Genomic DNA, 26,393 nt, shown 5'->3' on the forward strand with positions numbered 1-26,393 from the left:
TGCGCGGCCACGGGTCTCGTCGGCTCAGCCCTTGACGGCACCGGCGGACATGCCGGTGACGAGGTGGCGCTGGGCGAAGAGGAACACCAGGGCGGCGGGGATGGCGATGAGCACGGAGGCCGCGGTCATCGGGCCCCACTGGGCGCCGTACTGGTTGACGAACTTCTGCAGTCCGCCGGCGAGGGTCAGGTTCTCGTCGCCGACCATGAAGGCGGAGGCGTAGGCGACCTCGCCCCAGGCGGTGATGAAGGAGTAGAAGGCGGTCACCGCGATGCCCGGCTTGGCGAGCGGCAGGATGAGCCGCCAGAAGGTGCCGAAGGGGGTCAGTCCGTCGACGTAGCCGGACTCGTCGATCTCCTTCGGGATGGTGTCGAAGAAGCCCTTCATCATCCAGGCGCAGAACGGCACGGCGATGGTCAGGTAGGTGATGACGAGGCCGGTCGAGGTGTTGAGCAGGCCCATCGACGCCATGATGTTGTAGATCGGCACGATGAGGACGGCGACCGGGAACATCTGGGTGATCAGCAGCGTCCACATCAGCCCGCGCTTGCCGGGGAAGCGGAAGCGGCTGACGGCGTAGCCGGTGGTGGAGGAGACGAAGACGCCGAGCAGGGTGGTGAGGGCGGCGACGAGCAGCGAGTTGCCGAACCAGGTGAGGAACGGGGTGTCGTTCAGCAGGTTCGTGTAGTTCTCGAGCGTCGGCTCCTTCACGAAGTCCGTGGTGGTCGCGTACTTCGCCGGCTTGAGCGAGGTCAGCAGCACCCACAGCACCGGGAAGACGGCGATCACGGAGGCGACGATCAGGGAGACGTGCAGCCCGACCGAGGCGAGCGGCGAACGGCGGCCGCGGCGCGGGGGGTTGGTCCGGGCCGGGGCCTGGGCCCGGTGCTTGGCGGGGCCGGTGGCGGTTGCGGTGGTCACCAGACTTCTCCCTGCTTGCGGAGGACCCGCCGGTAGACCGCGGCGAAGACCATCAGGAGGACCAGGATCAGCACGCCCCACGTGGAGGACTGCGCGTAGTCGCGCGGGCTGATCTCGAAGGAGAACTTGTAGGCCTGGGTCACCAGGATCTGGGTGGCCTCACCGGGACCGCCCCGGGTGAGCAGGAAGATCACCGGGAACATGTTGAAGGTCCAGATGGTGCTCAGCAGGATCACCGTGGTGGACACCGAGCGCAGACCGGGCAGGGTGATGTGCCGGAAGCGCTGCCAGGCGTTCGCGCCGTCCATCTCGGCGGCCTCGTACATCTCGCCGGGGATGGACTGCAGACCGCCGAGCAGGGCGACCATCATGAAGGGGACGCCGAGCCAGACGTTGACGGCGATGACCGAGAACTTGGCCCAGGTGGGGTCGTTGAGCCACGGGACGGCGTCGATGCCGCCGCCCGCGAGCAGCTGGTTGAGGATGCCGCGGCGCTCGTCGTAGAGGAAGCGCCAGGCGAAGACGGAGACGAAGCCCGGCACGGCCCAGGGCAGGATGAGCAGCATGCGGTAGACACCGCGGCCGGCCATCTTGCGGTTGAGCATGTTCGCCAGGACCAGGCCGAGGGCGAAGGTGACCGACACGCAGGCCACCGTCCACAGCAGGGTCCAGCCGAGGGTGGCCAGGAACTGGCTCCCGGTGAGCGCGTCGACGTAGTTGTCGACGCCGACGAACTCGTAACTCGCCGGGATGTGGTTGACGCCGATGGAGCGTTCCACGTTGCGCTCGTTGGCGTCGGTGAGCGACAGCCAGATGCCGCGGACCAACGGGTATCCGATGATCACGCCGATCACGACGACGACCGGGGCGACCATCGCCCAGGCGTACCAGTGGGTGGAGAGGGAGCGCCGTACGGCGCCCTGGGATCCACCGTTGCGCTTGCCAGTTCCGCGGCTCCGGCCGCGGGCGGTGTCGCCCGCGGCCTTCGCCACCGACTGGCTGCTGGTGTCCACAGCCATCAGCCGGTCTGCCTTCCTTCGTGCTCCGTCTCCGGCACGGGGTTGGTTACTTCCAGTCCTTCAGGAGCTTGCGGTAGGAGTCGCCCGCCGTCTTCGCTCCCTGCTCCGGGGTGGTCTGGTTGGTGAGCACCTTGGTGTACTCGGTGACGAGCGGGGCGAAGAGGCTGCCGCCCTCCGGGATCCACGGGCGCTCGACGGCCTTCTCGACGACCGGCTTGAAGAAGGTGATCATCTCGTTGGTGGCCACCTCCGTCTTGCCGTACGCGGAGGTACGGGTCGGGAGCAGGCTCAGCTCCTTGGCGACCTGGGCCTGGACCTCGGTCGAGCTCATGTACTCGACGAAGGCGTAGGAGGCGGCCAGGTTCTTGGAGCCGGCGTAGACGGCGAGGTTGTGGCCGCCCTGCGGGGCGCCCTGGCCGGCGGAGCCGGCCGGGACCGGGGCGATGCCCAGGTTCGCCTTGTCGGCGAACTCCTTGCCGGTGTAGGTGTCGGCGACGGCCCACGGGCCGTTGATCATCATCGCGACCTTGCCGTCCTTGAAGGCGGCCTGCATGTTGTCCCAGCCGTTGGTCGCGTCGGTGATCGCGGCCTTGGAGTCGACCAGGTCCTTGACGGTCTTGAAGGCCTTGACGCCGGCCGGGTTGTCGATGGTGACGGTCTTGGTGTCGGCGTTGACCATGTCACCGCCCTCTCCGTACAGGAAGGAGAGGAACCAGTAGGCGTCGTCGCCGCGCAGGTACAGGCCGGTCTTGCCGGTCTTCTGCTTGATCTTGGTGGCGACGGACTTCAGCTCGTCGATGTTCTTCGGGACCTCGACGCCGGCGTCCTTGAAGATCTTCTTGTTGTAGAAGATGCCCATGGAGTCGATGACCTGCGGCACGGCGTAGGTCTTGCCGTTGTACTTGGTGGACGCGGCGGCCTGCTTGAGGAAGTCGTCGTCGTCCTTCAGGGCGGGGGTGCCGTCCAGCGGGGCGAGGTAGCCGAGGTTCGCGAAGTCCGGGGTCCAGGCGACCTCGGAGCGGATCACGTCGGGGGCGCCGGAGCCGGACTGGGCGGCGTTCTTGAACTTGTTCTGGGCGTCGCCGAAGGGCACGTTGACGTACTTGACCGTGACCTTGGGGTGCTTCTTGGTGAAGTCCTCGGCGATCTTCTTGAAGACCTTGTCCTCGGAACCGACCGTGGAGGTGTCCCACCAGGTGACGGTGCCGGAGAGCTCGCCCGAGCCCTTCGTGTCGCCGCCGTTACCGCTGCCGCTCCCGCCGCACGCCGCCAGGGTCACGCCCAGGGCCGCGACCAGCGCGGTGGCCGCTATGCCACGCCGCATGTGAACTCCTATCGATGGTCCCGGATCGGACGAGGGGCTGAAACACCTTCCTCATGCGACCGCTCCCTCGCGGCGCGCCGGGTTGCCAGGAACGTAACAGGGATGAAAACGCGCCGAAAGACCTTGCGTGAAATTTCTGCAAGCCTCGGCGATCGTTACATCCACGTGTCCCGAAGGTTGCCGACGAGCCGCTTGACAGGCCCCGGGACCGGGCTTCCAGGGCGCGCACCCGGTGCGGCAGAAGCCATCGGAGCTTGCAAGGACTTGCGCAAGGGCCGCGAAGACGGCCGGAAGCCGCGTTCGGTGGGCAATCCGACGCCCGACCGGTACAGTCCACTCCCATGACCGCGCGGCTCGCCGACATCGCAGCCCAGGCGGGGGTCAGTGAAGCCACAGTCAGCCGCGTGCTCAACGGCAAGCCCGGTGTGGCCGCGGCCACCCGTGAATCCGTGCTTGCCGCACTCGACGTGCTCGGCTACGAGCGCCCGGTCCGGCTGCGCCAGCGCAGCGCCGGCCTGGTCGGACTGATCACCCCCGAACTGGACAACCCGATCTTCCCCGCGCTCGCGCAGGTCATCGGGCAGGCCCTCACCCGGCAGGGATACACGCCGGTGCTCGCCACCCAGACCCCCGGCGGGTCCACCGAGGACGAGCTCACCGACATGCTGGTCGAGCGGGGCGTCGCCGGCATCATCTTCGTCTCCGGGCTGCACGCCGACACCACGGCCGACACCACCCGCTACGACCAGCTGCGCGGCAAGGGCGTCCCGTACGTCCTCATCAACGGCTTCTCCCCCAAGGTGCAGGCCCCCTTCGTCTCCCCCGACGACCGGGCCGCCATGGTGCTCGCCGTGACGCACCTGGCCGCGCTCGGGCACACCCGGATCGGCCTCGCCGTCGGACCCAAGCGCTTCGTGCCGGTGCTCCGCAAGATCGAGGGCTTCCGGCGCGGGATGCGCGAGCGGCTCGGCCTCTCCCCCGAGCAGACCGAGGAGCTGATCCAGCACTCGCTCTACACCCTGGAGGGCGGGCAGGCCGCCGCAGGGGCGCTGATCTCCCGGGGCTGCACCGCCATCGTCTGCGCCAGCGACATGATGGCGCTCGGCGCGATCCGGGCCGCCCGGGAGCGGGGCCTGACCGTGCCGAAGGACGTCTCGGTGGTCGGCTTCGACGACTCCCCCCTCATAGCGTTCACCGACCCGCCGCTGACCACCATCCGCCAGCCCGTGCAGGCGATGGGGCAGGCCGCGGTCCGCGCCCTCCTGGAGGAGGTCGGCGGCACCCCGGCCCCGCACAGCGAGTTCGTGTTCATGCCGGAGCTGGTCGTCCGCGGCTCGACCGCGTCTGCACCCCTGGGCCGTCCCTGAGCCGCGGGGTCGTCCCTGAGGCGGAGCGGGTGCGCCGGATACCCGTCCGAGGGATGATCGGTCGGGGGGACGGCATCTGGCAGACTCTCCTCCCATGGGTGAAACGACCGTGAAGAGTTTGGAAAGCCGGACGAACCCGTCGGCACCCATCGTGTCCGGCGGCCGGGCACGCCTGCGCCCGCGGACCCCGCGACGCCCGCGGATCTGGTTCGAGGTCCTGCTCATCGCGGTCAGTTACTGGCTGTACTCGCTCATCCGCAACGCGGTACCGGAGCAGAAGGCCCAGGCGCTCAAGAACGCCGACTGGATCTGGCAGGCCGAGCACTCCCTCGGCCTGGCCTTCGAGCACACCGTCAACCACGCCGTGAACTCGGTGACATGGCTGATCGTGTCGATGAACTACTACTACGCGACCCTGCACTTCGTGGTCACCATCGGTGTGCTGGTGTGGCTGTACCGCTGGCACCCGGGCCGTTACGCGGCGTTCCGCACGGTGCTGTTCGCGACCACGGGAGTGGCCCTCGTCGGCTACTACCTGTATCCGCTGGCGCCGCCGCGCCTGATGAACGGCCAGAACTTCGTCGACACCGTGCTCGTCCACCACACCTGGGGCTCGATGGCCTCGGGCAACCTCAAGCACATGTCGAACCAGTACGCGGCGATGCCGTCGATGCACATCGGCTGGTCGCTGTGGTGCGGGCTGACGATCTTCCTGCTCGCGAAGGCCCCGTGGGCCCGGATCCTGGGCCTGCTCTACCCGGTGGCGACCCTGGTCGTCATCGTCGCCACCGCCAACCACTTCTGGATGGACGCGGTCGGCGGCATCCTCTGCCTGGCCTTCGGCTTCGGCGCCTCGTACGTCTGGTACGGCTCGCGCCCGCACAAGCTGCCCAAGCTGGTGGAGCCGGCGGCCTCCCGGCCCCGGGGCGTCCCAGCCGGCGAACGGGCGGGGAACGAGGAGACCGGGGCCGGGGAGACCGGGGCCGGGGAGACCGGGAGCGAGAAGGCCGGGCGCGAGAAGGCCGGGCGCGAGAAGGCCGGGGCGGCCTCGGACGAGCAGGAGAAGGTCACCTCCGGCAGCTGACCGGACCGACACCCGTCGTCCGTGACCCGGCGCGCTCGACCGCTCGCCCCCTGTTCGCCCGGCCCCGGGGGCACACCGCTCACGCCCCGTGCGCCCGGCGTCGGGGGCACGCCGCTCACGCCCCGTAGAACAGCTCCTCCATCACCGCGCGCGCCCGCCGCGTGACGCGCCGGTAGTCGTCGACCAGCTCGCCGACCCGGCCCGGGCCGTAACCCAGGTAGCGGCCGACGGCGGCCAGTTCGCGCGGTTCGGAGGGGAAGGTGTCGCCGGGACGGCCGCGGACCAGCATCACCGCGTTGCGCACCCGGGTGGCGAGCACCCAGGCCTCGTCGAGGGTCTGGGCCTCGTCCGCGGCGATCAGGCCGGCCTCGTGGGCGGCGGCCAGGGCCGCGCGGGTGCGGGTGGTGCGCAGGCCCGGCTCGGCCCAGCCGTGCCGCATCTGGAGCAGCTGCACCGTCCACTCGACGTCGCTCAGCCCGCCCCGGCCCAGCTTGGCGTGCAGGGTCGGGTCGGCGCCGCGCGGCAGGCGCTCGGTCTCCATCCGGGCCTTGAGGCGGCGGATCTCCCGGACCGCGTCCTCGCCCAGGCCCTCCGCGGGATAGCGCAGCGGGTCGATCAGCCCGACGAAGCGGGCGCCGAGCTCCGGGTCGCCGGCCATCGGCTCGGCCCGCAGCAGGGCCTGGCTCTCCCACACCAGCGACCAGCGGCGGTAGTAGGCCTCGTAGGACTTGAGCGTGCGCACCAGGGGGCCGCTCTTGCCCTCCGGGCGCAGGTCGGCGTCGATGAGCAGCGGCGGGTCGGCGGTGGGCAGCTGGAGCAGCCGGCGCATCTCGGTGACGACCCGGTTCGCGGCCTTCGCCGCCTCCTGCTCGTCGACGCCCTCGCGCGGCTCGTGCACGAAGAGCACGTCGGCGTCGGAGCCGTAGCCCAGCTCGTGGCCGCCGAAGCGGCCCATGCCGATGACGGCGAAGCGGGTCGGGAGCTCCTCGCCCCACTCGGCGCGCACGGCGGCCCGCAGCGCTCCGGCGATGGTGGCCGCGTTGAGGTCGGTGACGGCCTGCCCGACCCGGTCGACCAGGGCGCCGGGGTCGGACTCGCGGGGGCTGTCCTCGGTGCCGTACGAGCCGATGAGGTCGGCCGCGGCGGTACGGAACAGCTCCCGGCGGCGCACCCCGCGGGCGGCGGCCACCGCCTGCTCGGCGCCCTCGGCGCGGCCCACCGCGGCGAGCACCTCCTGCTCCAGGTGGTCCCGGCCGCGCGGCCCCAGGCCCTCGGGGTCGCCGAGGATGGCGACCGCCTCGGGGGCGCGCAGCAGCAGGTCGGGGGCGAGCCGGCCGGCCGAGAGGACCCGGGCGAGGTTCTCGGCGGCGGCGCCCTCGTCGCGCAGGAGCCGCAGGTACCAGGGGGTTTTGCCGAGGGCGTCGGAGACCTTGCGGAAGCCGAGCAGTCCGGCGTCCGGGTCGGCCGAGTCGGCGAACCAGCCGAGCAGCACCGGCAGCAGCGTGCGCTGGATCGCGGCCTTGCGGCTGACCCCGGAGGACAGTGCCTCCAGGTGGCGCAGGGCGGCGGCCGGGTCCGCGTAGCCGAGCGCTTCGAGGCGCTGTCCGGCCGCCTCGGGGCTGAGCCGGATCTCGCCGGGGGCGAGCTGGGCGACCGCGTCGAGCAGCGGGCGGTAGAAGAGCTTCTCGTGCAGCCGGCGGACCACGGCGGCGTGCCGCCGCCACTCGCGGCCCAGCTCGGCCACCGGGTCGGTGCGCAGGCCGAGGGAGCGCCCGAGCCGGCGCAGGTCCTCCTCGCCCTCCGGCACCAGGTGGGTGCGGCGCAGCCGGTGGAGCTGGATGCGGTGCTCCATGGCGCGCAGGAAGCGGTAGGCATCGTCGAGCTGGGCGGCGTCGGCGCGGCCCACGTAGCCGCCGGCGGCGAGCGCGGCCAGGGCGTCGAGGGTGGTGCCGCTGTGCAGGGTGGTGTCGCTGCGCCCGTGCACCAGCTGGAGGAGCTGGACGGCGAACTCGACGTCCCTGAGGCCGCCGGGGCCGAGCTTGAGCTCGCGGTCGACCTGGGCGGCGGGGATGTTGTCGACCACCCGGCGGCGCATCTTCTGCACGTCGGCGACGAAGTTCTCGCGCTCGGCGGCCTGCCAGACCAGCGGCGAGACGGCGGCCACGTAGGCGGCGCCGAGCTCGGCGTCGCCGGCCACCGGGCGGGCCTTGAGCAGGGCCTGGAACTCCCAGGTCTTGGCCCAGCGCTGGTAGTACGCGAGGTGGGAGGAGAGGGTGCGGACGAGCGGGCCGTTGCGGCCCTCGGGGCGCAGGTTGGCGTCGACCGGCCAGATGCTGCCCTCGACGGTGGTCTCGGAGCAGATCCGCATGAGGTGGGAGGCGAGCCGGGTCGCGGCCTGGAGCGCCTTGGCCTCGTCGGAGCCCTCGGCCGCCTCGCCGACGAAGATCACGTCGACGTCGGAGACGTAGTTGAGCTCGTTGCCGCCGCACTTGCCCATGGCGATCACGGCGAGCCGGCACTGCCCGGCGTCCTCGGGGGCGGCGGCGCGGGCGATCCGCAGCGCGGCGCGCAGGGTGGCGGTGGCGAGGTCGGCGAGCTCGGCGGCGGTCTGGGTGACGTCGGTGGTGCCGCACACGTCACGGGCGGCGATCGACAGCAGACAGCGGCGGTAGGCGACGCGCAGCGCCACCGGGTCGTCGGCGCCGGCGAGCCCCTGCTCGAACTCGGCGACGCCCGGGTGCAGATCGGCCGCCTCGTACGTGACGAGGGCCTGCCAGTCGCGCGGGTGCCGGGCCAGGTGGTCACCGAGCGCCTCGGAGGTGCCGAGCACGCCGAGCAGCCGGTCCCGGAAGGGCTTCGCGGACAGCAGCGTGGTGGTGAGCGCGGACCGCTCGGCCTCGGGCTGCGCCTCGACGAGCCGGACCAGGCCGCGCAGGGCGAGGTCGGGGTCGGCGGTGGCGCCGAGGGCGTCGAGGAGGACGGAGTCGCCGCGCAGCGGGGCCAGCTCGTCGAGGTCGAGCAGCCGCTCGGCGGCGGACGGATCGGTGAACCCGTGCCGCAGCAGCCGGGTGAACGTGCTGCTCCTGCGTCCCGGCACCGTCATCCCGCCGCTCCTCCACCGGTCGATCGAGCCCCTGGGCGAGCCTATCCGGCGAAACGCCCACGATGCGCTCCGGGGAGCGCGGGGCGGCTCCGGACGGCAGAATCCGCACCATGAACTGGACCCTCGAAGTGGTGGCCGTCCCCGTCGCGGACCTGGACCGGGCCAAGGAGTTCTACGGCGAGACGCTGGGCTTCACCGTCGACCTGGACCAGCAGGTCGCGCCCGGCGTCCGCATCATCCAGATCACCCCGCCCGGCTCGCGCTGCTCCCTCTCCCTGCTCCAGGGCATGCCCGCCTTCCCGGGCACCCGCGAGATGGCCCCCGGCACCCTGCACGGCCTCCAGCTCTGCGTCACGGACATCGAGGCGGCCCGCGACGAGCTGGTCGAGGCGGGCGTCGACGTGTCGCCGGTGATGCACGTGGGCGCGACGGGCTGGGAGGAGGGCAAGGGCGACACCTGGAACTCCTTCCTGACCTTCGCCGACCCGGACGGCAACGGGTGGTGGGTGCAGGAGGCGCCGTCGGAGCTGTCGGAACGCTAGTCCTCGAGGACGAGGCGGTAATGGCGCACGACCTCGTCCTCCCCCTCGTACGCCATCCCGGCCGCCTCCATCACCCGGTGGGAGGCGACGTTGTCGAGGTCGGCGTCCCCCCGGACCGCGGTGGCACCGGCCTCGCGGGCCCGGGCGATCAGCGCCCGCAACGCCTCCGACGCGTACCCCCGCCCCCGCACCCCGGGCACGAGCCCGTACCCGACGGTGACGACCCCGTCCGCGTCCGGTGGCCCGTGGAACCCGATCCCGCCGACGGCGACCCCGTCCGCGAGCCGCCGTATCTCGTACGGCCGGAACACCCCCGGGTCCCCGCGCTCGGCCACCTTCTCCAGGAAGCTCCCCACCCCCCGGACGTCCCCCGCCGTCGGATACCCCTCGGCCCACCGGTCCCCGACCCCCGGCCGCCCGCCGACGAGCCGCCGCCCCTCGTCGACGGAGAGCGGGTGCAGCAGCAGCCGGGCGGTCTCGATGATCTTCACGTCTGTCACGGGCGGCAGTGTCGACCGGCCCGGCCGTCGCCCGCAACGCAATTGGCTTCGGCGGCGCCTACAGCACCGGCAGGTTCTTCCGCAGCTCGAAGGCCGTGACCTCCGACCGGTACTCCTCCCACTCCTGCTTCTTGTTGCGCAGGAAGAAGTCGAAGACGTGCTCGCCCAGCGTCTCCGCCACCAGTTCGCTGCGCTCCATCAGGGTGATCGCCTCGCCCAGGTTCTGCGGGAGGGGCTCGATGCCCATCGCGCGGCGTTCGGCGTCCGAGAGGGCCCAGACGTCGTCGTCGGCGCCGGCCGGGAGTTCGTAGCCCTCCTCGATGCCCTTGAGGCCGGCGGCGAGGAGGACCGCGTAGGTCAGGTAGGGGTTGGCGCCCGAGTCGATGGAGCGGACCTCCACGCGCGAGGAGCCCATCTTGCCCGGCTTGTACATGGGGACCCGGATCAGCGCGGAGCGGTTGTTGTGGCCCCAGCAGATGTAGGCGGGGGCCTCGCCGCCGGAGCCGGCGGTGCGGCCCGAGCCGCCCCAGATGCGCTTGTACGAGTTGACCCACTGGTTGGTGACGGCGGAGATCTCGCCCGCGTGCTTCAGCAGGCCCGCGATGAAGGAGCGCCCGACCTTGGACAGCTGGTACTCCGCGCCCGACTCGTAGAAGGCGTTCCGGTCGCCCTCGAAGAGGGAGAGGTGGGTGTGCATGCCCGAGCCCGGGTAGTCCGAGAAGGGCTTCGGCATGAACGTGGCCTGCACGCCCTGCTCCAGCGCGACCTGCTTCATGACCAGACGGAAGGTCATGATGTTGTCGGCGGTGGACAGCGCGTCCGCGTACCGCAGGTCGATCTCCTGCTGGCCCGGGGCGCCCTCGTGGTGGGAGAACTCCACCGAGATGCCCATCGACTCCAGCATCGTGATGGCCTGGCGGCGGAAGTCCATGCCGACGTTCTGCGGAGTGTGGTCGAAGTAGCCGGAGTTGTCGGCCGGGGTGGGCCGGCTGCCGTCCAGCGGCTTGTCCTTCAGCAGGAAGAACTCGATCTCGGGGTGGGTGTAGAAGGTGAAGCCCAGGTCCGAGGTCTTCGCCAGGGCACGCTTCAGGACGTAGCGCGGGTCCGCGAAGGACGGCGAGCCGTCGGGCATCAGGATGTCGCAGAACATCCGGGCCGTGCCCGGGGCCTCGGCGCGCCACGGCAGGATCTGGAAGGTGCCCGGATCGGGCTTGGCGATCATGTCGGACTCGTAGACCCGGGCGAAGCCCTCGATCGCGGAGCCGTCGAAGCCGATGCCCTCGTCGAAGGCCTGCTCCAGCTCGGCGGGGGCCACGGCCACCGACTTCAGGAAGCCGAGCACGTCGGTGAACCACAGACGCACGAAGCGGATGTCGCGCTCCTCGAGCGTACGGAGCACAAATTCCTGCTGCTTGTCCATTTTCACACCCATCCTCGCTGTTCAGGCCGCCTGTTCCCACCGCCTCGGGCACTTCGGGGGGCGCCTGAGCATCCCACCACTTGGTTTCGTGCACGTTGCACACCCATACTGCCTGCTCCCTTGTGACACAGGTAACGGGGGAAGGGCCGAAAACCGCCGGGTCGTCTCCCGGGCCGGTACCGAGTGGTACCCCGTTCGGCCCACGGGCCCCCTTCTGCCACTACGATCGGCGCCCATGGAGGGCCCGCGGCGGACACGCCTGTCCCGGCACCTGCGTCCCATGGCACTGACGAGTGCCGTGGCGACGCTCCTCGGCGCGCTCTTCCTCTGCCTCGGCACCGCCGCCGTCCCCGGCCACCGGGAGCCCCGGCCGGCCGCCGCGCAGACGGTCACCCGCGCGCCCGGGCCCGCCACGAGCGCGGAGACCCGGGACGAGCACTACGCGTGCCCGTACGAGCGGGGCAACTGCTCCCTCTTCCCCGCGCTCTCCCCCGCCGTGCTCAGCGCCCCGCCGCTCGACCCGCCGCTGCACGCGGACGGGCGGCCGGCCCGGCCCGGCGAGGCGCGCGGCGACGGACGGCCGCCGCACCCCGACGCCCGGCCGCGCGCGCCGGACCTCCACGTCCTTCAGGTGCTGCGGACCTGAGCCGGTCCGGCCCGGCGGTCCGCACGGCGCGCCCCGCCCCGCCGTACCGGTTCCGCCCGCACACCCCGCACGACTTTCCCCGGCATCCCCGGATTCCCCGGTCTCCCCCGGGCCCTCCCGGACTTCCAGAAGGACGACATCATCATGGCGAACCGCTCCACCACTGCCGACCGCCGCGCCCGAATAGAGGAGATGCGCCGCGCCGAGCAGGCCCGCGAGCGCCGCAACCGCTTCCTCACGATCGGCATCAGCGCCGTCGTGGTCCTCGGCCTCGTCGGCTTCGGCGGCTGGGTGATCAACAAGGAGAACACCAAGCAGGAGCAGCAGGAGGCGGCCGCCAAGGCGCCCATCGAGGGCGAGAAGTCCTGGGACGCCAAGAAGCTGGGCCGCAACCACGTCCAGACCCCGGTCAAGTACGACATGAACCCGCCGGTCGGCGGCGACCACAACCCGGTCTGGCAGAACTGCAACGGCGACGTCTACGACAAGCCGGTCAACGACACCAACGCCGTGCACTCCCTGGAGCACGGCGCGGTCTGGGTGACGTACAACAAGAAGGCCGCAGCGGCCGACCTGGAGAAGCTCAAGGCCAAGGTCAAGAAGACCCCGTACTCGCTGATGAGCCCGGTCGACAACCAGTCCGGCGCCATCATGCTGAGCGCCTGGGGCAAGCAGGTGACCGTGGACGGCGCCGACGACCCGCGCGTGAACGCCTTCTTCACCAAGTACGTGACCGGCCCGCAGACCCCCGAGCCGGGCGCGGCCTGCACCGGCGGCATCGGCGCGGACGGTCAGGGCGGCGCCGGGATGGGCCAGTGAGGCTGAACCGGACGCAGTGGGCGTCCGTCACGGCCGTGGTCCTCGCGCTGCTCTTCGCGGGCGGGGCGGTCACCGTCGCCTCCGCGGACCGGGACGGCGACGCCCCGCGCACGCCGACCGCCGAGTCGGCGGACGCGGGCTTCGCCCGGGACATGGCCGTCCACCACCAGCAGGCCGTCGAGATGTCCTTCATCGTCCGGGACCGGACGAAGGACGAGGCGGTGCGCCGGCTCGCGTACGACATCGCCAACACCCAGGCCAACCAGCGCGGCATGCTGCTGGGCTGGCTCGACCTGTGGGGGCTGCCGAAGGTGCAGGCCGGGGTGGCGCCGATGACCTGGATGGGCATGGGCGTGGACCTGGGCGGCGAGGACGGCGAGCTGATGCCGGGCATGGCGACCCGGGCCGAGCTCGACCAGCTGCGCCGGGCCTCCGGCCGCGAGGCCGAGGTGCTGTACCTGAAGCTGATGACCGAGCACCACAAGGGCGGCATCCACATGGCGCAGGGCTGTGTGGAGCGCTGCGTGCCCGGGGTCGAGCGCGACCTCGCGCAGGGCATGGTCGACGCGCAGGAGTCCGAGATCACGCTGATGGCGGACATGCTCAAGGAGCGTGGCGCCGGGGCGTGACGGACGCCGCGGACCGACGGCCCCCGTGACCCGCTGCGGTCGCGGGGGCCGTGCCGCGCCCGCAGAATGGGAGCGCTCGGGGACGTACGCAGACAGGTACGAGCAGGTCCGACGAAAGGTACGCACCCCATGACCACGGCGAAGGACATCATGCACCCGGGGGCCCAGTGGATCCCGGCACACGAGACGCTCGACCGCGCCGCCCAGTTGATGCGCAACCTGGACGTCGGCGCGCTGCCCATCGCCGACGAGAACGAGCGGCTGTGCGGCATCATCACGGACCGCGACATCGTGGTCGGCTGTGTGGCCATGGGCCACGACCCGGCGAAGGTGACCTGCGGCGAGATGGCGAAGGGCACGCCGCGCTGGATCGACGCCGGCGCGGACGTCGGTGCCGTCCTGGAGGAGATGCAGTCGCACCAGATCCGGCGGCTTCCGGTCGTCGAGGAGAAGCGGCTGGTCGGCATGATCAGCGAGGCCGATCTGGCCCAGCACCTCTCGGACGAGCAGCTGAAGGCGTTCTGCGAGAGCGTCTACGCGGCGTCCTGAGGCCCCGCCCCCGGGGCGAGGACGGCCCGGGCCACCGCGTCCGGGCGGTCCAGCATGACCAGATGGCCCGACGGTCCGGCCGCCTCGTAGCGGGCGCCGAGCCGCCGGGCCAGCGTGCGCTGGCGGCGCTCCCAGCGGGCCGAGCCGTCGGGCGCGGCGAGCACGGTGACGGGCAGGCCCGGCGGCAGCGGGGCGTGCGCGCGCAGGGCGAGGAGTTCGGCGGCGACGGCGGCGTAGCGGGCGTTCTCGTCGAGGGTGCCGCGCAGCACGCGTGAGCTGCCGTAGACCCGGCGGACGAGGTCGGCGGGCGGCGGGGAGGGGGCGGGCCGGCGGTACGAGGAGCGGCGTACGGACAGGGCGCGCAGCCCGGGGCCGAGCGCGGCGGGCAGTCCGGCGGCGGCGAGGGCCGCGCCGACCGCGCGGGCGAGCACGGGGGCGGCGCGGGAGGGGCGGGGGCGTTCCTCGACGGAGGAGTCGACGAGGACGAGGCCGGCGGTGCGGGCCGGGTGGAGCCGGGCGAAGGCCTCGGCGTGGAAGCCGGCAATGGAGTGCCCGACGACGGTGACGGGGGCGCGACCGGGTGCGACGGCGTCGAGGACGGCGGCGATCCGGTGCGCCTCGCCGGCGGCGGTGACGGGCGCGGTGGCGCGTTCGGACAGGCCGTGGCCGGGGCGGTCGAAGCGGACGACGGTGCGGTGCGGGGCGAGCAGCGGGACGACCGGGTCCCAGTCGAACCAGCTCATGCCGAGCCCGGCGGCGAGCACGCACACCGGTCCGCGGCCGTCGACGACGACGTGGTGGGCGACGCCCCCGATCCGTACGAAGCTCATCGCGGCTCCCGGGCGACGGTGCGGGCGAGGACGGCCAGCCACACGGCGACGAGCAGCACCTGGAGGCGCTGTCCGGCGCCGAGCAGCCAGGTGCCGCGGCCCGCCTCGAAGGCGGCGACGGCGGCGAGGGTCCAGGCGGTGGCGGCGAACTCCAGGGCGACGAGGGCGGGTCCGGTACGGGCCAGCGACGAGCGGGCGCGGTGGCGGCGCGCGGCGACGGTGAGGGCGAGCATCGCGGTGAGCGCGCCGGTCATGGCGAGCCCGGAGCTGATGGCGTGCGCCGTGTGGGTGGCGGGCACGAGCCCGGCGGTCTCGCGGGCGGCGCACTCGGGGTCGGCGGTGGGCGCGCAGCTGAGCGGCAGCCGGGAGTCGACGGCGGTGGCGGCCCCGAACAGCGCGAGCGCGACCCAGCCGGTCACCGCCCACGCCCGGCGGGGGCGCACGGCGGCCAGGCCGGTGAGCGCCCCGCCGAGGACGAGCACCCCGGCGGCGAGGTCGGTGGCACGGAACAGCCCGCCCAGCGGCTGGTCGGCGGCGGCGAGTTCGGAGACGTACGTCTGCACGGGATCGAGCCCGGTGCGCAGCACGACTTCGAGCACCCAGGCGGTGTACGCGAGCGCACCGAGCCCGAGCAGCACGGCGGCCACCCGACGAGCGCGCCGGGTCCCCCCGGCATTCCTGGACACACCGGGTCGAACGCGGGGGCCCGGCACTGGGTTCCCGGCAACCCCGGCGCGATGGCGCGGGGGCGCGGCGGGCGGCGCGACGGTCGGCGCAGGCGCGCCGGCGGCGCGGAGGGCGGCGCGACGGTCGGCGCGGGCGCGCCGGGGGCGCGGAGGACGGCGCGACGGTCGGCGCAGGCGCACCGAGGCCCGGCGGGGCGGCAGGCGGCACGGCGCGGGCGCCGCCCGGAGCCCCCACCCATCCGCCCGCACCGGCCGGAGGCCGCGCGGCGACGCCGGCCCCGCGCGCCTGCGCATGACTTGGCGGAGGTCCGGGCAAGAAGTCGGCCCCGCTGCCCGCACCGGCCGCGAGCTGCGCCGGAGCGCCGGATCAGGATCCCGGGCAGGCCCGAAGGCGCCGGGGCGGGGCGATGGGTTCCCGGCAAGCCCCGCGCGATGGCGCCCGGAGGCGGCACGGCGGTCGGCGCAGGCGCACGCGCGGGGGGGCGTCCGCCGCCCCCACCCCCGCACCGGCCGGAGGCGCGCAAGCAGCGGCGCTGACGCGAGCTCGGGCCCCGGCGCCGCCGGGCGCCGGCAGGATCCCGGGCCGGGCCCGGAGCCGCCGGGGGGCCCGCGTGGGGGTGCAGGCACGCCGCTGACGCGTGCTCGTGCGCCGGAGCCGCCGGGGCGCCCGCGCCGGGCCCCGTCCCGTCCCGTTCACGCCGTCCGCAGGACATAGCGTCGAGTTGACGATAAACTGGCCGCGTGCCTCAACTACGCCTCGCCCTGAATCAGATCGACTCCACCGTCGGCGACCTCGCCGGGAACGCCGAGGCCGTCGTCCACTGGACCCGGCATGCCGTCGGCCAGGGGGCGCACCTCGTCGCGTTTCCGGAGATGACGCTCACCGGCTATCCCGTCGAGGACCTGGCCCTGCGGCCCTCCTTCGTCGAGGCCTCCCGGGGCGCCCTCGCGGCGCTCGGGCGGCGGCTCGCCGAGGAGGGGCTCGGGGAGGTGCCCGTGGTCGTCGGCTATCTCGACCGTTCCGAGCACGACCGGCCGCGGCTCGGGCGGCCGGCCGGGTCGCCGGAGAACGCGGCGGCGGTGCTGCACCGCGGCCGGGTGGTGCTGCGCCTCGCCAAGCACCACCTGCCGAACTACGGCGTCTTCGACGAGTACCGCTACTTCGTCCAGGGCGACACCCTGCCCGTGCTGCGCGTGCACGGCGTGGACGTGGCGATCGCGATCTGCGAGGACCTGTGGCAGGACGGCGGCCGGGTGCCGGCGACCCGCACCGCCGGGGCCGGGCTGCTGCTCTCGGTGAACGCCTCCCCGTACGAGCGCGACAAGGACGACACCCGGCTCGAACTCGTCCGCAAGCGCGCCCAGGAGGCCGGCTGCACCACGGCCTACGTGGCCATGATGGGCGGGCAGGACGACCTGGTCTTCGACGGCGACTCGATCGTCGTGGACGCGGCCGGCGAAGTCCTGGCCCGCGCGCCGCAGTTCTCCGAGGGCTGTCTGGTGCTCGACCTCGACCTGCCGGCCGCGGCCCCGCTCGCCGAGGCCCCGACCGGGGTGGTGGACGACGGGCTGCGGATCGACCGGGTGGTGCTCTCCGAGGAGCCGCTGCCGGCCTACGAGCCGGAGGTGACGGGCGGCTTCGCCGAGCGCCTCGACGACGACGAGGAGGTCTACTCGGCGCTGGTCGTCGGCCTGCGCGCGTACGTTGCCAAGAACGGCTTCCGTTCCGTCCTGATCGGCCTGTCCGGCGGCGTGGACTCGGCGCTGGTCGCCGCGATCGCCTGCGACGCGCTCGGCCCGGCGAACGTGTACGGGGTGTCGATGCCCTCGAAGTACTCCTCCGACCACTCGCGCGCCGACGCCGCCGAACTGGCCCGGCGCACCGGACTGAACTTCCGCACGGTGTCCATCGAGCCGATGTTCGACGCCTACATGGGCTCCCTGGCGCTCACCGGGCTCGCCGAGGAGAACCTGCAGTCGCGGCTGCGCGGCACGCTGCTGATGGCGCTCTCCAACGAGGAGGGCCACATCGTGCTCGCGCCGGGCAACAAGTCGGAGCTCGCGGTGGGCTATTCGACGTTGTACGGCGACTCCGTCGGCGCGTACGGGCCCATCAAGGACGTGTACAAGACGGATGTCTTCCGGCTGGCCCACTGGCGCAACCGGGCCGCCGAGGAGCGCGGCCAGACCCCGCCGATCCCGGAGAACACCCTGACCAAGCCGCCGAGCGCGGAGCTGCGCCCGGGGCAGGTGGACACCGACTCGCTGCCGGACTACGGGGTCCTGGACCGGCTCCTGGAGCTGTACGTGGACCGGGACCGCGGCAAGGACGAGATCGTGGCGGCGGGCTTCGACCCGGAGCTGGTGGCGCGGACCCTGCGGATGGTGGACCTCGCGGAGTACAAGCGCCGGCAGTACCCGCCGGGCACGAAGATCTCCGCGAAGGGCTTCGGCAAGGACCGGCGACTGCCCATCACCAACCGCTGGCGGGAGTCGCCCGCCTGAGGACCCGTGGGGAGGGTGCTCAGAGCTTGACGCGGGCGGCCACCGGAAGGTGGTCGCTGCGCGTCTCCGGCAGCGTCCAGGAGGCCAGCGGCTCGACGTCGCGCACCAGGATCTGGTCGATGCGGGCCATCGGGAACGAGGCCGGCCAGCTGAAGCCGAAGCCGTCGCCGGCCGCGCCCTGGGTGGAACGCAGCTGGGAGGTCACGCCGTTGAGGGCGCGGTCGTTCATGGTGCCGTTGAGGTCGCCGAGCAGCACCAGGCGCCGGTTCCGCTCGCGGGAGATGGCCTCGCCCAGGGCGTCGGCGCTGGCGTCGCGCTGGTTGGCGGTGAAGCCGGCGTTCATCCTGACCCGTACGGAGGGCAGGTGGGCCACGTACACGGCGACCTCGCCGGCCGGGGTGGCGACGCCGGCGCGCATGGCGCGGGTCCAGCCGAGCCGGATGTCGACCGGACGGGCGTCGCGCAGCGGGTACTTGCTCCACAGGCCGACGGTGCCCTGCACCGCGTGGTGGGGGTAGTCGGCGGCGAGGGCCCGCTCGTAGGCCGGGACCATGTCGCCCTTGAGCTCCTCCAGGGCGATGACCTCGGCGCCGGAGGCGGCGAGTTCGCGGGCGGTGCCCTCGGGGTCGGGGTTGTCGGCGTTCACGTTGTGGGAGACCACGGTGAGGTCGCCGCCCGAGCGGGACTTGTCGACGACCAGGCCGCCGAAGAGGTTGAGCCAGACCACGGCCGGCAGCAGCAGCGCGACGAGCGCGGTCGCCGAGCGGCGCAGCAGCGCGAGCACGAGCAGCACCGGCACGGACAGTCCGGCCCAGGGCAGGAAGGTCTCGGTCAGACTGCCCAGGTTGCCGATCCGGTTGGGGATCTCGGCGTGGAACACCATGACGAGGGCGACGAGTACGGCGCACAGCGCGAGCAGCACGCCCCGGCGCCAGATGCCGCGGTCGCCGCGCCATCCCGCGAGGTAGCGGGCGAGGCCGCGGCCGGACCGCGCCGCCGGCCGGGAGGCGGAGTCCTGGTCGCCCGGCGTTCCGCCGTCTTCGGTCTCCGTCATGTCCACCCGCGCCATCGCTGCCGTCCTCACTGCCTTGCTGTGCGACCCGCTCCCGACACTAGGCGATCGCGGGTCGGTCGTACGCATCGAGGGACGACACCCGCGCGTGGCGGGTTCCTGCAGGTGGCGCGGTGGGGGTGGCTGTGACAGAACGCGCACATTCGTCCCCGGCCGGCCGCCGGGTCAGGGCGACGAGGGTCCCGGGGGCCGCAGGCCGGTGAGGACGGCGTCGACGACCTGCTCGGGGAGGCCGGGCTCCAGGGAGGCGCCGGGCCGCAGGACCGTGCGCACCAGGACCGGGCCGACGAAGAGGTCGTTGACGAGCTCGGGGTCGAGGTCGGAGCGCAGTTCGCCGCGCTCGATGCCGCGCCGCACGGCCTCCATGCCCATCCGCCGGCGGGGTTCGATCACGCACTGGTGGTAGGCGTCCCACAGCTTGGGATAGAGCTGCATCTGCGAGAAGACGGCGTGCAGCGCGGAGGCCCGCTTGGCGAGCCCGCGCTGCCGCACGGCTTCGAGGAAGGCGATGAGGTCGTCCCGGACCGAGGTGCCGGGCAGCACCGGGTCCGGGGGGTCGACGGAGCGCAGCAGGTCGACGAAGAGCTCGTCCTTGCCGGGCCAGCGGCGGTAGATGGTGGCCTTGCCGACGCCGGCGGTGCGGGCGATCTTCTCGATGGACACCTCGGAGAGCGACAGGCCGCTCTCCAGGAGGGCCACGACCGCGTCGAAGATCGCCTGGTCGGCGGCCTCGCTGCGGGGCCGCCCGCGCCGTACCGCGCCGCCCTCGGGGCCCGGGCAGCCGGGTCCGCGGGCGGGCGCGGGGACGGGAGCAGGGGCGGGTGCTGCCCCGCCTGCGTCCTGCTGCGAGCGCTGCGACACGTGCCTTCCGCCTCTCCTCCTGGGCCCGCTCCGCCGGCCCGCCGCCTACCTGGGAACCGATTCTCCCGCTTCCGCGCGGCTGCCGGGAACGCCGGCCTCCGGTGCGCCGCCCGGAGGGGTGGTGCGGCCGGGCAGGAAGACGGCGACGACGACGGCGCCGAGGACGGCGACGGCGGCCGAGCCGATCGCGGTGACGTGCATCGCGTCGAGGAAGGCGTCGTACGCCGGGGTGACCAGGCCGCGGCCGGCCGGGCCGAGCTTCTCGGCGACGGCGAGGGTGGCCTCGATGGACTCGCCCGCGGTGTCGCGCAGGGCGGGCGGGAGGGCGCCGAGGTGCCCCTCGATCTCGCCGCGGTAGGTGCTGGAGAGCACCGAGCCGAGGACGGCCACTCCGAGGGCGCCGCCGACCTGCCGGAAGGTGTTGTTGATGGCCGAGCCGGAGCCGGCCTTCTCGCGCGGCAGCGACTGCATCACGGCGACGGTGACCGGCGGCATGATGTGCGCCATGCCGGCGCCCTGGAGGAAGAAGACGACCTCCAGGACCCACACGGGCGTGCCGGCGTCGAAGAAGGCGAAGGCGGCCAGGCCGACGGCGACGGCGAGCATGCCGGCGGTGCAGACGGCCCGGGCGCCGAAGCGCTCGACGACGAGCCGGGCGCGGGGCGCGAACACCATCTGGGCGATGGCGAGCGGCAGGATCAGCAGGCCGGACTGCAGGGCGCTGTAGCCGCGGACGCTCTGCAGGTAGAAGGCGGAGAAGAAGGTCACGCCCATGAGGGCGAAGAAGACCAGGGCGATGGCGGCGACGGCGGCCGAGAAGGCGGGCTTGCGGAAGTACGAGACGTCGAGCGCGGGGTGGTCGGCGCGCTTCTCGTACAGCACGAAGCCGACCAGGACGGCGAGGCCGGCGAGGGCCGGGAGCAGCACGGTGACGTCGGTGAAGCTGGCGAGCTCACCGCCGCGGATGATGCCGTACACGAGCAGCACGAGGCCGAGCACGGACAGCAGCACGCCGGGCAGGTCGATCCGGCCGGGCCGGGTGTCCCTGGACTCGGGGACGAGCCAGGCCATCAGGGCCAGGGCGAGCAGCACGACGGGCACGTTGACGAGGAAGATCGAGCCCCACCAGAAGTGCTCCAGGAGGATGCCGCCGGTGATGGGGCCGATGGCGATGGCCAGGCCGACGCTGCCGGCCCAGATGCCGATGGCCTTGGGCTGCTCCTCGCGTTCGAAGACGTTCATGAGGACGGCGAGGGTGGCGGGCATGACGAAGGCGGCGCCGAGGCCCATCACGGCCCGGTAGGCGATGAGCTCGCCGGGGCTGGTGGAGAAGGCGGCGAGCGCGGAGCCGATGCCGAAGACGGTGATGCCGAAGAGCAGGATCCGCTTGCGGCCGAGGCGGTCGCCGAGCAGGCCGGAGGTGAAGAGGAGGCCGGCGAAGACGAGCGTGTAGGAGTTGATCGCCCACTCCAGCTCGCTCTGGGTGGCGCCGATGCCGGTGGGCGCCGGGCTGGCGATGGTCTTGACGGCGACGTTGAGGATCGAGTTGTCGAGGACGACGATCAGCAGGCTGAGCATGAGCACGCCGAGTATCGCCCAGCGGCGGCGGTGCACGGCCTCGGGAACGCGGTGCGGCGCGGCCGGGCCGGCGGGGCCCGAGGGGCCTGCGGAGGCAGGGGACGGCTGAGACATGCCTCCCACCCTAGACCCATTTCGATACGAGACCGTCTCGTATTGGAAAAGCAGACGGAGTCTTTACGTTGCGGCGGTGTGAACAGCGCCACGCCGTACCCCCGGCCCGCCCCATTCCCCGTCCGGCCCGGAAAGTGCCACCATGGATGTGGTCCGGGGACGCCACAGGGCGCCTCGAGATGACAGAAGGAGCCGTTCACCATGACGCTTCAGGCTGCCCAGAAACCGCCCGCCGACAGCAGCAAGGCGCTGTACGGGGGGAAGGGCACCCGCCGCATCACCGTCCACGACATCGCCGCCGCCAAGACCCGCGGCGAGAAGTGGCCCATGCTCACCGCCTACGACGCGATGACCGCCTCCGTCTTCGACGAGGCCGGCATCCCCGTGATCCTCGTCGGCGACTCCATGGGCAACTGTCACCTCGGCTACGAGACCACCGTGCCCGTCACGATGGACGAGATGACCCTGCTGTCCGCCGCCGTCGTCCGGGGCACCCGGCGCGCCCTCGTCGTCGGCGACCTCCCCTTCGGCTCGTACCAGGAAGGGCCCGTCCAGGCCCTGCGCAACGCCACCCGGCTGATCAAGGACGCCGGCGTCGGCGCGATCAAGCTGGAGGGCGGCGAGCGCTCGCTGCCGCAGACCGAGCTGCTGGTGCGGTCCGGCATCCCCGTCATGTCCCACCTGGGCCTGACCCCGCAGTCCGTCAACACCATGGGCTACCGGGTGCAGGGCCGTTCCGACGAGGCCGCCCACCAGCTGCTGCGCGACGCCAAGGCAGCGCAGGACGCGGGCGCCTTCGCCGTGGTCCTGGAGCTGGTCCCGGCCGAGCTGGCCGCCGAGGTGACCCGCTCCCTGCACATCCCCACCATCGGCATCGGCGCCGGCCCGGACACCGACGCGCAGGTCCTCGTCTGGACCGACATGGCCGGCCTGACCGGCGGCAAGGTGCCGCGCTTCACCAAGCAGTACGCCAACCTGCGCGAGACCCTCGGCGACGCCGCCAAGGCCTTCGCGGAGGACGTCGCCGGCGGGGCGTTCCCCGCCGAGGAGCACACCTTCCACTAGGCCGCAGGCCCCCCGGGGCCCTTCCGGCACCACCCGACAGCCCGCCGACCGTCCCCCGTCGGCGGGCTGTCGGCCGTCTGTCGGTGCGCTGTCGGTGGGCGCCTGTTCCATGGTGGACATGACGCGATCACACACCAACGCCATCGAGGTCCGGGGCCTCGTGAAGCACTTCGGCGAGACCAAAGCGGTCGACGGGGTCGACCTGGACGTCCGCGAGGGCACCGTCCTCGGCGTCCTCGGCCCCAACGGCGCCGGCAAGACCACCCTGGTGCGCTGCCTGTCCACCCTGATCGTCCCCGACGCCGGCACCGCCGTCGTCGCCGGCTACGACGTGGTGCGCCAGCCCCGCCAGCTGCGCCGCACCATCGGCCTCACCGGCCAGTACGCCTCGGTCGACGAGAAGCTGTCCGGCTGGGAGAACCTCTACATGATCGGGCGGCTGCTCGACCTCTCCCGCAAGGACGCCCGCCGCCGCGCCGACGAGATGCTGGAGCGCTTCTCCCTCACCGAGGCCGCCAAGCGCCCCGCCATGAACTACTCCGGCGGCATGCGGCGCCGCCTCGACCTGGCCGCCTCCATGATCGGCCGGCCCGCCGTGCTCTACCTGGACGAGCCCACCACCGGACTCGACCCGCGCACCCGCAACGAGGTCTGGGACGAGGTGCAGCGGATGGTCGCCGAGGGCGCCACCGTGCTGCTCACCACCCAGTACATGGAGGAGGCCGAGCAGCTCGCCGACGAGCTGACCGTCATCGACCGCGGCCGGGTCATCGCCCGCGGCGGCGTCGACGAGCTCAAGGCCCGGGTCGGCGGCCGCACCCTCACCGTCCGGCCGGCCGACCCGGCCGAGCTGCCCGCCATGGCGGCGGCGCTGCGCGAGACCGGCCTGGACGGGGTCGCCGGCGCGACCGTCGTCCCCGACGAGGACGCGCTCTACGTGCCGATCCTCAGCGACGAGCAACTCACCGCCGTCGTGGGCCTGTTCGCCGCCCGCGGTTACGGCATCGCCCACATCGGCACGCATCTGCCCAGCCTCGACGAGGTGTTCCTCGCCATCACCGGCGAGAAGACGGCCTCCGACGCGATTCCCCAGGAGGTCGCCGCATGAGCACCACCACCCTCCCCCAGTCCCCCGTGGACGCCCCCGGCGCCACGCCCGCGAAGCGCGCCACCGGCGCCGCCGACGGCCGGATCGGCCTGCGGGCCAACCTGCGCCACATCGGCGCCCTGGCCCGGCGCAACGCGCTCCAGATCAAGCAGGACCCGGAGTCGATGTTCGACGCCGTGTTCATGCCGATCATCTTCATCCTGCTGTTCACCTACGTCTTCGGCGGCGCCATGGCCGGCAAGGGCAACCAGCAGGTGTACGTGAACTACCTGGTGCCCGGCCTGATGGCGATGATGGGCATGAACATCGCGATGGGCGTCGGCACCGGCATCAACGACGACTTCAAGAAGGGCGTCATGGACCGGTTCCGGACCATGCCGATCGCCCGCTCCTCGGTCCTCATCGCGAAGATCGTCGTCGAGATCGGCCGGATGCTGATCGCCACCGCGATCCTGCTCGGCATGGGCTTCCTGCTCGGCCTGGAGATCCAGACCTCGGTGCTGCACCTGCTCGCCGCGATCGGTCTGTCGCTGGCCTTCGGCGCCGCCCTGATGTGGATCTTCATCCTGCTCGGTCTCACCATGAAGACGGCCCAGGCCGTCCAGGGAGTGGCCATGCTCGTCCTGATGCCCCTGCAGTTCGGCTCGTCGATCTTCGCCGCGCCCACCACCATGCCCGGCTGGCTGCAGACCTTCACCGACTACAACCCGCTGTCCAACCTCGCCGACGCCGCCCGCGGGCTGATCAACGGCGGCCCGGTCGCCCACTCCGTGTGGATGACCCTGGCCTGGGCGGCCGGCATCACCGTGGTCATGGCGCCGCTCGCGGTCGCCAAGTTCCGCAAGAAGACCTGACCGCCGGCGCGGGGCCCGGCCGGGCCCCCACGGGGGACACCAGGACTCGACGCGCTTCAGATCGCGTCGGCGCGTTCGAGCAGGGCGGCGGCCTCCTCAAGGGAGAGGCCGCCGCCCTCGGCGTACGCGGCCCGGAAGGCGGCCTCGTCGCCGCCGAGCGCCGCCAGGGTCAGCTCGGCGGCCCGCTCGCGGTTGCGCCGCTCCATCGGCGGCGACAGGTGCCCGGGCGGCAGCAGCCCCTCGGAGGCCCCCAGCAGCACGGCCGCCGTACGGGCCGCCGCCGGGCCGCCGGACCCGGCCAGCGCCCAGGCCGCGACGATCAGGTGGACGGCCGGCATCTGCGGCGCCACCATCATCGACAGACCGCCCAGCGCACGGTGGTACGCCCGCCGGGCCAGGTCGAACGCCGACGCGTACCGCTCGTCGAGGACGTCCACCCAGCCCAGGCTGCCGAGCGTGAAGCCCTCGAAGACGGAGAAGGTCTCGGAGCGGAACTCCTCCAGGAGCCGCTTGAGATGGACCCGGGCCTCCTCGGTGCGCCCGGTGCGCCCGAGCAGCAGCGCCAGGAAGATCCGGGCCGCCAGCATCGGCTCGTGCCCGCGCCCGTGCTCGCCGTCCACCACCTCGCGCAGGATGCGCTCCGCCTCCTCCCGGCGGCCGGTCTCCATCAGCATGTCGGCGTACCGGGCGCGCAGCAGCGCCATCTGCGACTGGGCGCCGATCCGCTCCGCGTAGCCGATGGCCCGCTCGAAGTCCTCGGCCGCGCCCTGGAACTCGAGCCGCCGCTCGCGCGCCTCGGCCCGGGAGGACAGCGCCTCGGCGGCGCCCCAGGCGTCGTCGAGCCGTACGAAGATCTCCAGGCTCTCCTCGGCGTCGGCGGCCGCCCGGCCGGCCAGGTCGGCGCGGTTGGCCAGCATGTTGGCGCGCAGCTGGAGGGCGTTGGCCAGCTCCCACTCGTAGCCGTGTGCGCGGCAGGCGGCCACGTGCGCGTCCAGGGCCTGGCCCATGCTGCCCGGCTCGGCGATGAGGAGCACCGCGAAGACGGTGAAGGAGCCGGGCAGCCGGCAGGTCTGCGGCAGGCCCGGCGGGTACACGGCGTTGATCCGGCGCAGCCGCTCGACGCCCTCGGGGGTGGTCCAGCGCCCGGTCTCGTGGTCCATGTTCATCAGCTCGATCAGCCGGACCCCGCGCCGGGCCTCCCACAGCAGGTCCTCGTCGAGCGGCGGCGGCGCGGCGGTGATCCGCTCGTGGATCGGGACGACGGGCGCCGCGTCCGGGCCGAAGGGGTCGGGGCCGAGCGCGGCGACCGCCTCCGCCCAGTGGAGCGCGTCGGACCGCAGGTCGCGCATGGTCCAGTACCAGAGCAGCGCGTGCACGAGGACCAGCGCCTCGTGCTCGTCCCGGACGGCGACGGCCCGCCGCAGCGCGGTGCGCAGGTTGCCGTACTCGGCGGTGAAGCGGGTGATGGCGGCGAGCTGCCGTCCGGTGCGCAGTTCGGGGTCGGTGCGGCGGGCGAGTTCGCGGTAGTGCACCAGGTGGCGGTGCTCGGCCGCGGCCCGGTCGCCCGCCTCGTCCAGCCGCTCCCCCGCGTACTCCGCCACCGTCTCAAGCAGCCGGTAACGCATCCCCTCCTCCGCCGGCGACGCCACCACCAGCGACTTGTCCACCAACGACCCCAGCACGTCCAGCGTGTCCCGGCCCCCCTCACCCGGGCCCGCGCACACCGCCTCCGCCGCCCGCAGATCACACCCCCCGGTGAACACCGACAACCGCCGCAGCACCGCCCGCTCCGCCCCG

23 protein-coding genes are annotated in these 26,393 nt (G+C 72.9%); 11 read left to right on the top strand and 12 right to left on the bottom strand.

Annotated features, from left to right (window positions below; translation table 11 throughout):
- Positions 1–24: 24 nt before the first annotated feature.
- From ACIGW2_RS18640 to ACIGW2_RS18650, 3 genes are read right to left on the bottom strand one after another with little or no spacing between them, the layout of a single operon-like run.
- Positions 25–921 carry a sugar ABC transporter permease gene (locus tag ACIGW2_RS18640; RefSeq protein ID WP_399844490.1) on the bottom strand — a complete coding sequence of 299 codons (897 nt, stop codon included), beginning with the start codon at positions 919–921 and terminating at the stop codon, positions 25–27.
- Complete coding sequence (locus tag ACIGW2_RS18645) at positions 918–1,940, bottom strand: carbohydrate ABC transporter permease (RefSeq protein ID WP_391654452.1); 1,023 nt, start codon at positions 1,938–1,940, stop codon at positions 918–920. Before ACIGW2_RS18645 ends, ACIGW2_RS18640 begins: the two co-directional genes overlap by 4 nt.
- 46 nt (positions 1,941–1,986) lie before the next feature.
- Positions 1,987–3,264 carry an extracellular solute-binding protein gene (locus tag ACIGW2_RS18650; protein WP_391654451.1) on the bottom strand — a complete coding sequence of 426 codons (1,278 nt, stop codon included), beginning with the start codon at positions 3,262–3,264 and terminating at the stop codon, positions 1,987–1,989.
- Positions 3,265–3,605: 341 nt separating this feature from the next.
- Here ACIGW2_RS18650 and ACIGW2_RS18655 point away from each other — a divergent pair, with 341 nt between their 5' ends.
- Together ACIGW2_RS18655 and ACIGW2_RS18660 are read left to right on the top strand one after the other, a co-directional pair.
- Positions 3,606–4,631 (top strand): LacI family DNA-binding transcriptional regulator, encoded by a 1,026-nt coding sequence (locus ACIGW2_RS18655; RefSeq protein ID WP_391654450.1) that lies wholly within the window; start codon positions 3,606–3,608, stop codon positions 4,629–4,631.
- Positions 4,632–4,725: 94 nt separating this feature from the next.
- Positions 4,726–5,715 (top strand): phosphatase PAP2 family protein, encoded by a 990-nt coding sequence (locus tag ACIGW2_RS18660; protein ID WP_399844493.1) that lies wholly within the window; start codon positions 4,726–4,728, stop codon positions 5,713–5,715.
- 115 nt (positions 5,716–5,830) lie between these two features.
- On the opposite strand, the gene ACIGW2_RS18665 is transcribed toward ACIGW2_RS18660, so the two are convergent.
- Positions 5,831–8,818, bottom strand: a complete 2,988-nt coding sequence (locus ACIGW2_RS18665; RefSeq protein ID WP_399844495.1) for a bifunctional [glutamine synthetase] adenylyltransferase/[glutamine synthetase]-adenylyl-L-tyrosine phosphorylase — start codon at positions 8,816–8,818, stop codon at positions 5,831–5,833.
- Between the two features lie 110 nt (positions 8,819–8,928).
- Here ACIGW2_RS18665 and ACIGW2_RS18670 point away from each other — a divergent pair, with 110 nt between their 5' ends.
- Positions 8,929–9,360 (top strand): VOC family protein, encoded by a 432-nt coding sequence (locus tag ACIGW2_RS18670; protein ID WP_391654447.1) that lies wholly within the window; start codon positions 8,929–8,931, stop codon positions 9,358–9,360.
- Here ACIGW2_RS18670 and ACIGW2_RS18675 read toward each other — a convergent pair.
- Positions 9,357–9,860 (bottom strand): GNAT family N-acetyltransferase, encoded by a 504-nt coding sequence (locus ACIGW2_RS18675; RefSeq protein WP_399844497.1) that lies wholly within the window; start codon positions 9,858–9,860, stop codon positions 9,357–9,359. The genes ACIGW2_RS18670 and ACIGW2_RS18675 overlap by 4 nt on opposite strands.
- Before the next feature lie 58 nt (positions 9,861–9,918).
- The gene (locus tag ACIGW2_RS18680; RefSeq protein WP_356070572.1) at positions 9,919–11,280 is read right to left on the bottom strand and encodes a glutamine synthetase family protein; all 1,362 of its coding nucleotides are present in this window, start codon (positions 11,278–11,280) and stop codon (positions 9,919–9,921) included.
- Positions 11,281–11,560: 280 nt separating this feature from the next.
- Here ACIGW2_RS18680 and ACIGW2_RS18685 point away from each other — a divergent pair, with 280 nt between their 5' ends.
- The 4 genes from ACIGW2_RS18685 (at position 11,561) to ACIGW2_RS18700 (ending at position 13,923) form a co-directional block, all read left to right on the top strand.
- Entirely contained in the window at positions 11,561–11,926 is a 366-nt protein-coding gene (locus ACIGW2_RS18685; RefSeq protein WP_399844499.1) for a hypothetical protein, read from the top strand.
- Positions 11,927–12,070: 144 nt separating this feature from the next.
- The gene (locus ACIGW2_RS18690) at positions 12,071–12,745 is read left to right on the top strand and encodes a DUF3105 domain-containing protein (protein WP_361587243.1); all 675 of its coding nucleotides are present in this window, start codon (positions 12,071–12,073) and stop codon (positions 12,743–12,745) included.
- Complete coding sequence (locus ACIGW2_RS18695) at positions 12,742–13,374, top strand: DUF305 domain-containing protein (RefSeq protein WP_361587245.1); 633 nt, start codon at positions 12,742–12,744, stop codon at positions 13,372–13,374. The genes ACIGW2_RS18690 and ACIGW2_RS18695 overlap by 4 nt, the downstream gene beginning before the upstream one ends.
- A 129-nt stretch (positions 13,375–13,503) precedes the next feature.
- Positions 13,504–13,923, top strand: coding sequence for a CBS domain-containing protein (locus ACIGW2_RS18700; RefSeq protein ID WP_361587247.1), 420 nt, complete (start codon positions 13,504–13,506; stop codon positions 13,921–13,923).
- Here the strand turns inward: ACIGW2_RS18700 and ACIGW2_RS18705 are convergent.
- Positions 13,908–14,753, bottom strand: coding sequence for an alpha/beta fold hydrolase (locus ACIGW2_RS18705; RefSeq protein ID WP_391654443.1), 846 nt, complete (start codon positions 14,751–14,753; stop codon positions 13,908–13,910). The genes ACIGW2_RS18700 and ACIGW2_RS18705 overlap by 16 nt on opposite strands.
- Positions 14,750–15,400 carry a DUF998 domain-containing protein gene (locus tag ACIGW2_RS18710; RefSeq protein ID WP_399844502.1) on the bottom strand — a complete coding sequence of 217 codons (651 nt, stop codon included), beginning with the start codon at positions 15,398–15,400 and terminating at the stop codon, positions 14,750–14,752. The genes ACIGW2_RS18705 and ACIGW2_RS18710 overlap by 4 nt, the downstream gene beginning before the upstream one ends.
- A gap of 780 nt (positions 15,401–16,180) precedes the next feature.
- Between ACIGW2_RS18710 and ACIGW2_RS18715 the strand changes: the two genes are divergently transcribed.
- The gene (locus ACIGW2_RS18715; RefSeq protein WP_391654441.1) at positions 16,181–17,944 is read left to right on the top strand and encodes an NAD+ synthase; all 1,764 of its coding nucleotides are present in this window, start codon (positions 16,181–16,183) and stop codon (positions 17,942–17,944) included.
- Positions 17,945–17,963: 19 nt separating this feature from the next.
- Here ACIGW2_RS18715 and ACIGW2_RS18720 read toward each other — a convergent pair whose 3' ends face one another.
- The 3 genes from ACIGW2_RS18720 to ACIGW2_RS18730 all read right to left on the bottom strand — a co-directional run bounded on the left by ACIGW2_RS18720 (position 17,964) and on the right by ACIGW2_RS18730 (position 21,569).
- Positions 17,964–18,998: an endonuclease/exonuclease/phosphatase family protein gene (locus ACIGW2_RS18720; protein ID WP_399844504.1), complete on the bottom strand. Its 1,035-nt coding sequence runs from the start codon at positions 18,996–18,998 to the stop codon at positions 17,964–17,966.
- A gap of 183 nt (positions 18,999–19,181) precedes the next feature.
- A complete protein-coding gene (locus tag ACIGW2_RS18725; protein ID WP_356076412.1) occupies positions 19,182–19,877 on the bottom strand; it encodes a TetR/AcrR family transcriptional regulator in 696 nt (231 codons plus the stop codon).
- A gap of 45 nt (positions 19,878–19,922) precedes the next feature.
- Entirely contained in the window at positions 19,923–21,569 is a 1,647-nt protein-coding gene (locus ACIGW2_RS18730; protein ID WP_399844506.1) for a DHA2 family efflux MFS transporter permease subunit, read from the bottom strand.
- Between the two features lie 201 nt (positions 21,570–21,770).
- On the opposite strand from ACIGW2_RS18730, the gene panB reads away from it, so the two are divergent.
- From panB to ACIGW2_RS18745, 3 genes are all read left to right on the top strand, one after another.
- Positions 21,771–22,634, top strand: coding sequence for a 3-methyl-2-oxobutanoate hydroxymethyltransferase (panB, locus tag ACIGW2_RS18735; RefSeq protein ID WP_361587258.1), 864 nt, complete (start codon positions 21,771–21,773; stop codon positions 22,632–22,634).
- A 109-nt stretch (positions 22,635–22,743) separates the two neighbouring features.
- Positions 22,744–23,742 carry an ATP-binding cassette domain-containing protein gene (locus ACIGW2_RS18740; RefSeq protein WP_391654437.1) on the top strand — a complete coding sequence of 333 codons (999 nt, stop codon included), beginning with the start codon at positions 22,744–22,746 and terminating at the stop codon, positions 23,740–23,742.
- Positions 23,739–24,596, top strand: a complete 858-nt coding sequence (locus ACIGW2_RS18745) for an ABC transporter permease (RefSeq protein WP_391654436.1) — start codon at positions 23,739–23,741, stop codon at positions 24,594–24,596. Before ACIGW2_RS18740 ends, ACIGW2_RS18745 begins: the two co-directional genes overlap by 4 nt.
- Before the next feature lie 56 nt (positions 24,597–24,652).
- Here the strand turns inward: ACIGW2_RS18745 and ACIGW2_RS18750 are convergent.
- On the bottom strand, positions 24,653–26,393 hold a 1,741-nt coding region (locus tag ACIGW2_RS18750; RefSeq protein ID WP_399844509.1), incomplete at its 5' end, for an ATP-binding protein.

The organism is Streptomyces sp. NPDC053541, from assembly GCF_044544705.1.
Lineage (GTDB): Bacteria > Actinomycetota > Actinomycetes > Streptomycetales > Streptomycetaceae > Streptomyces.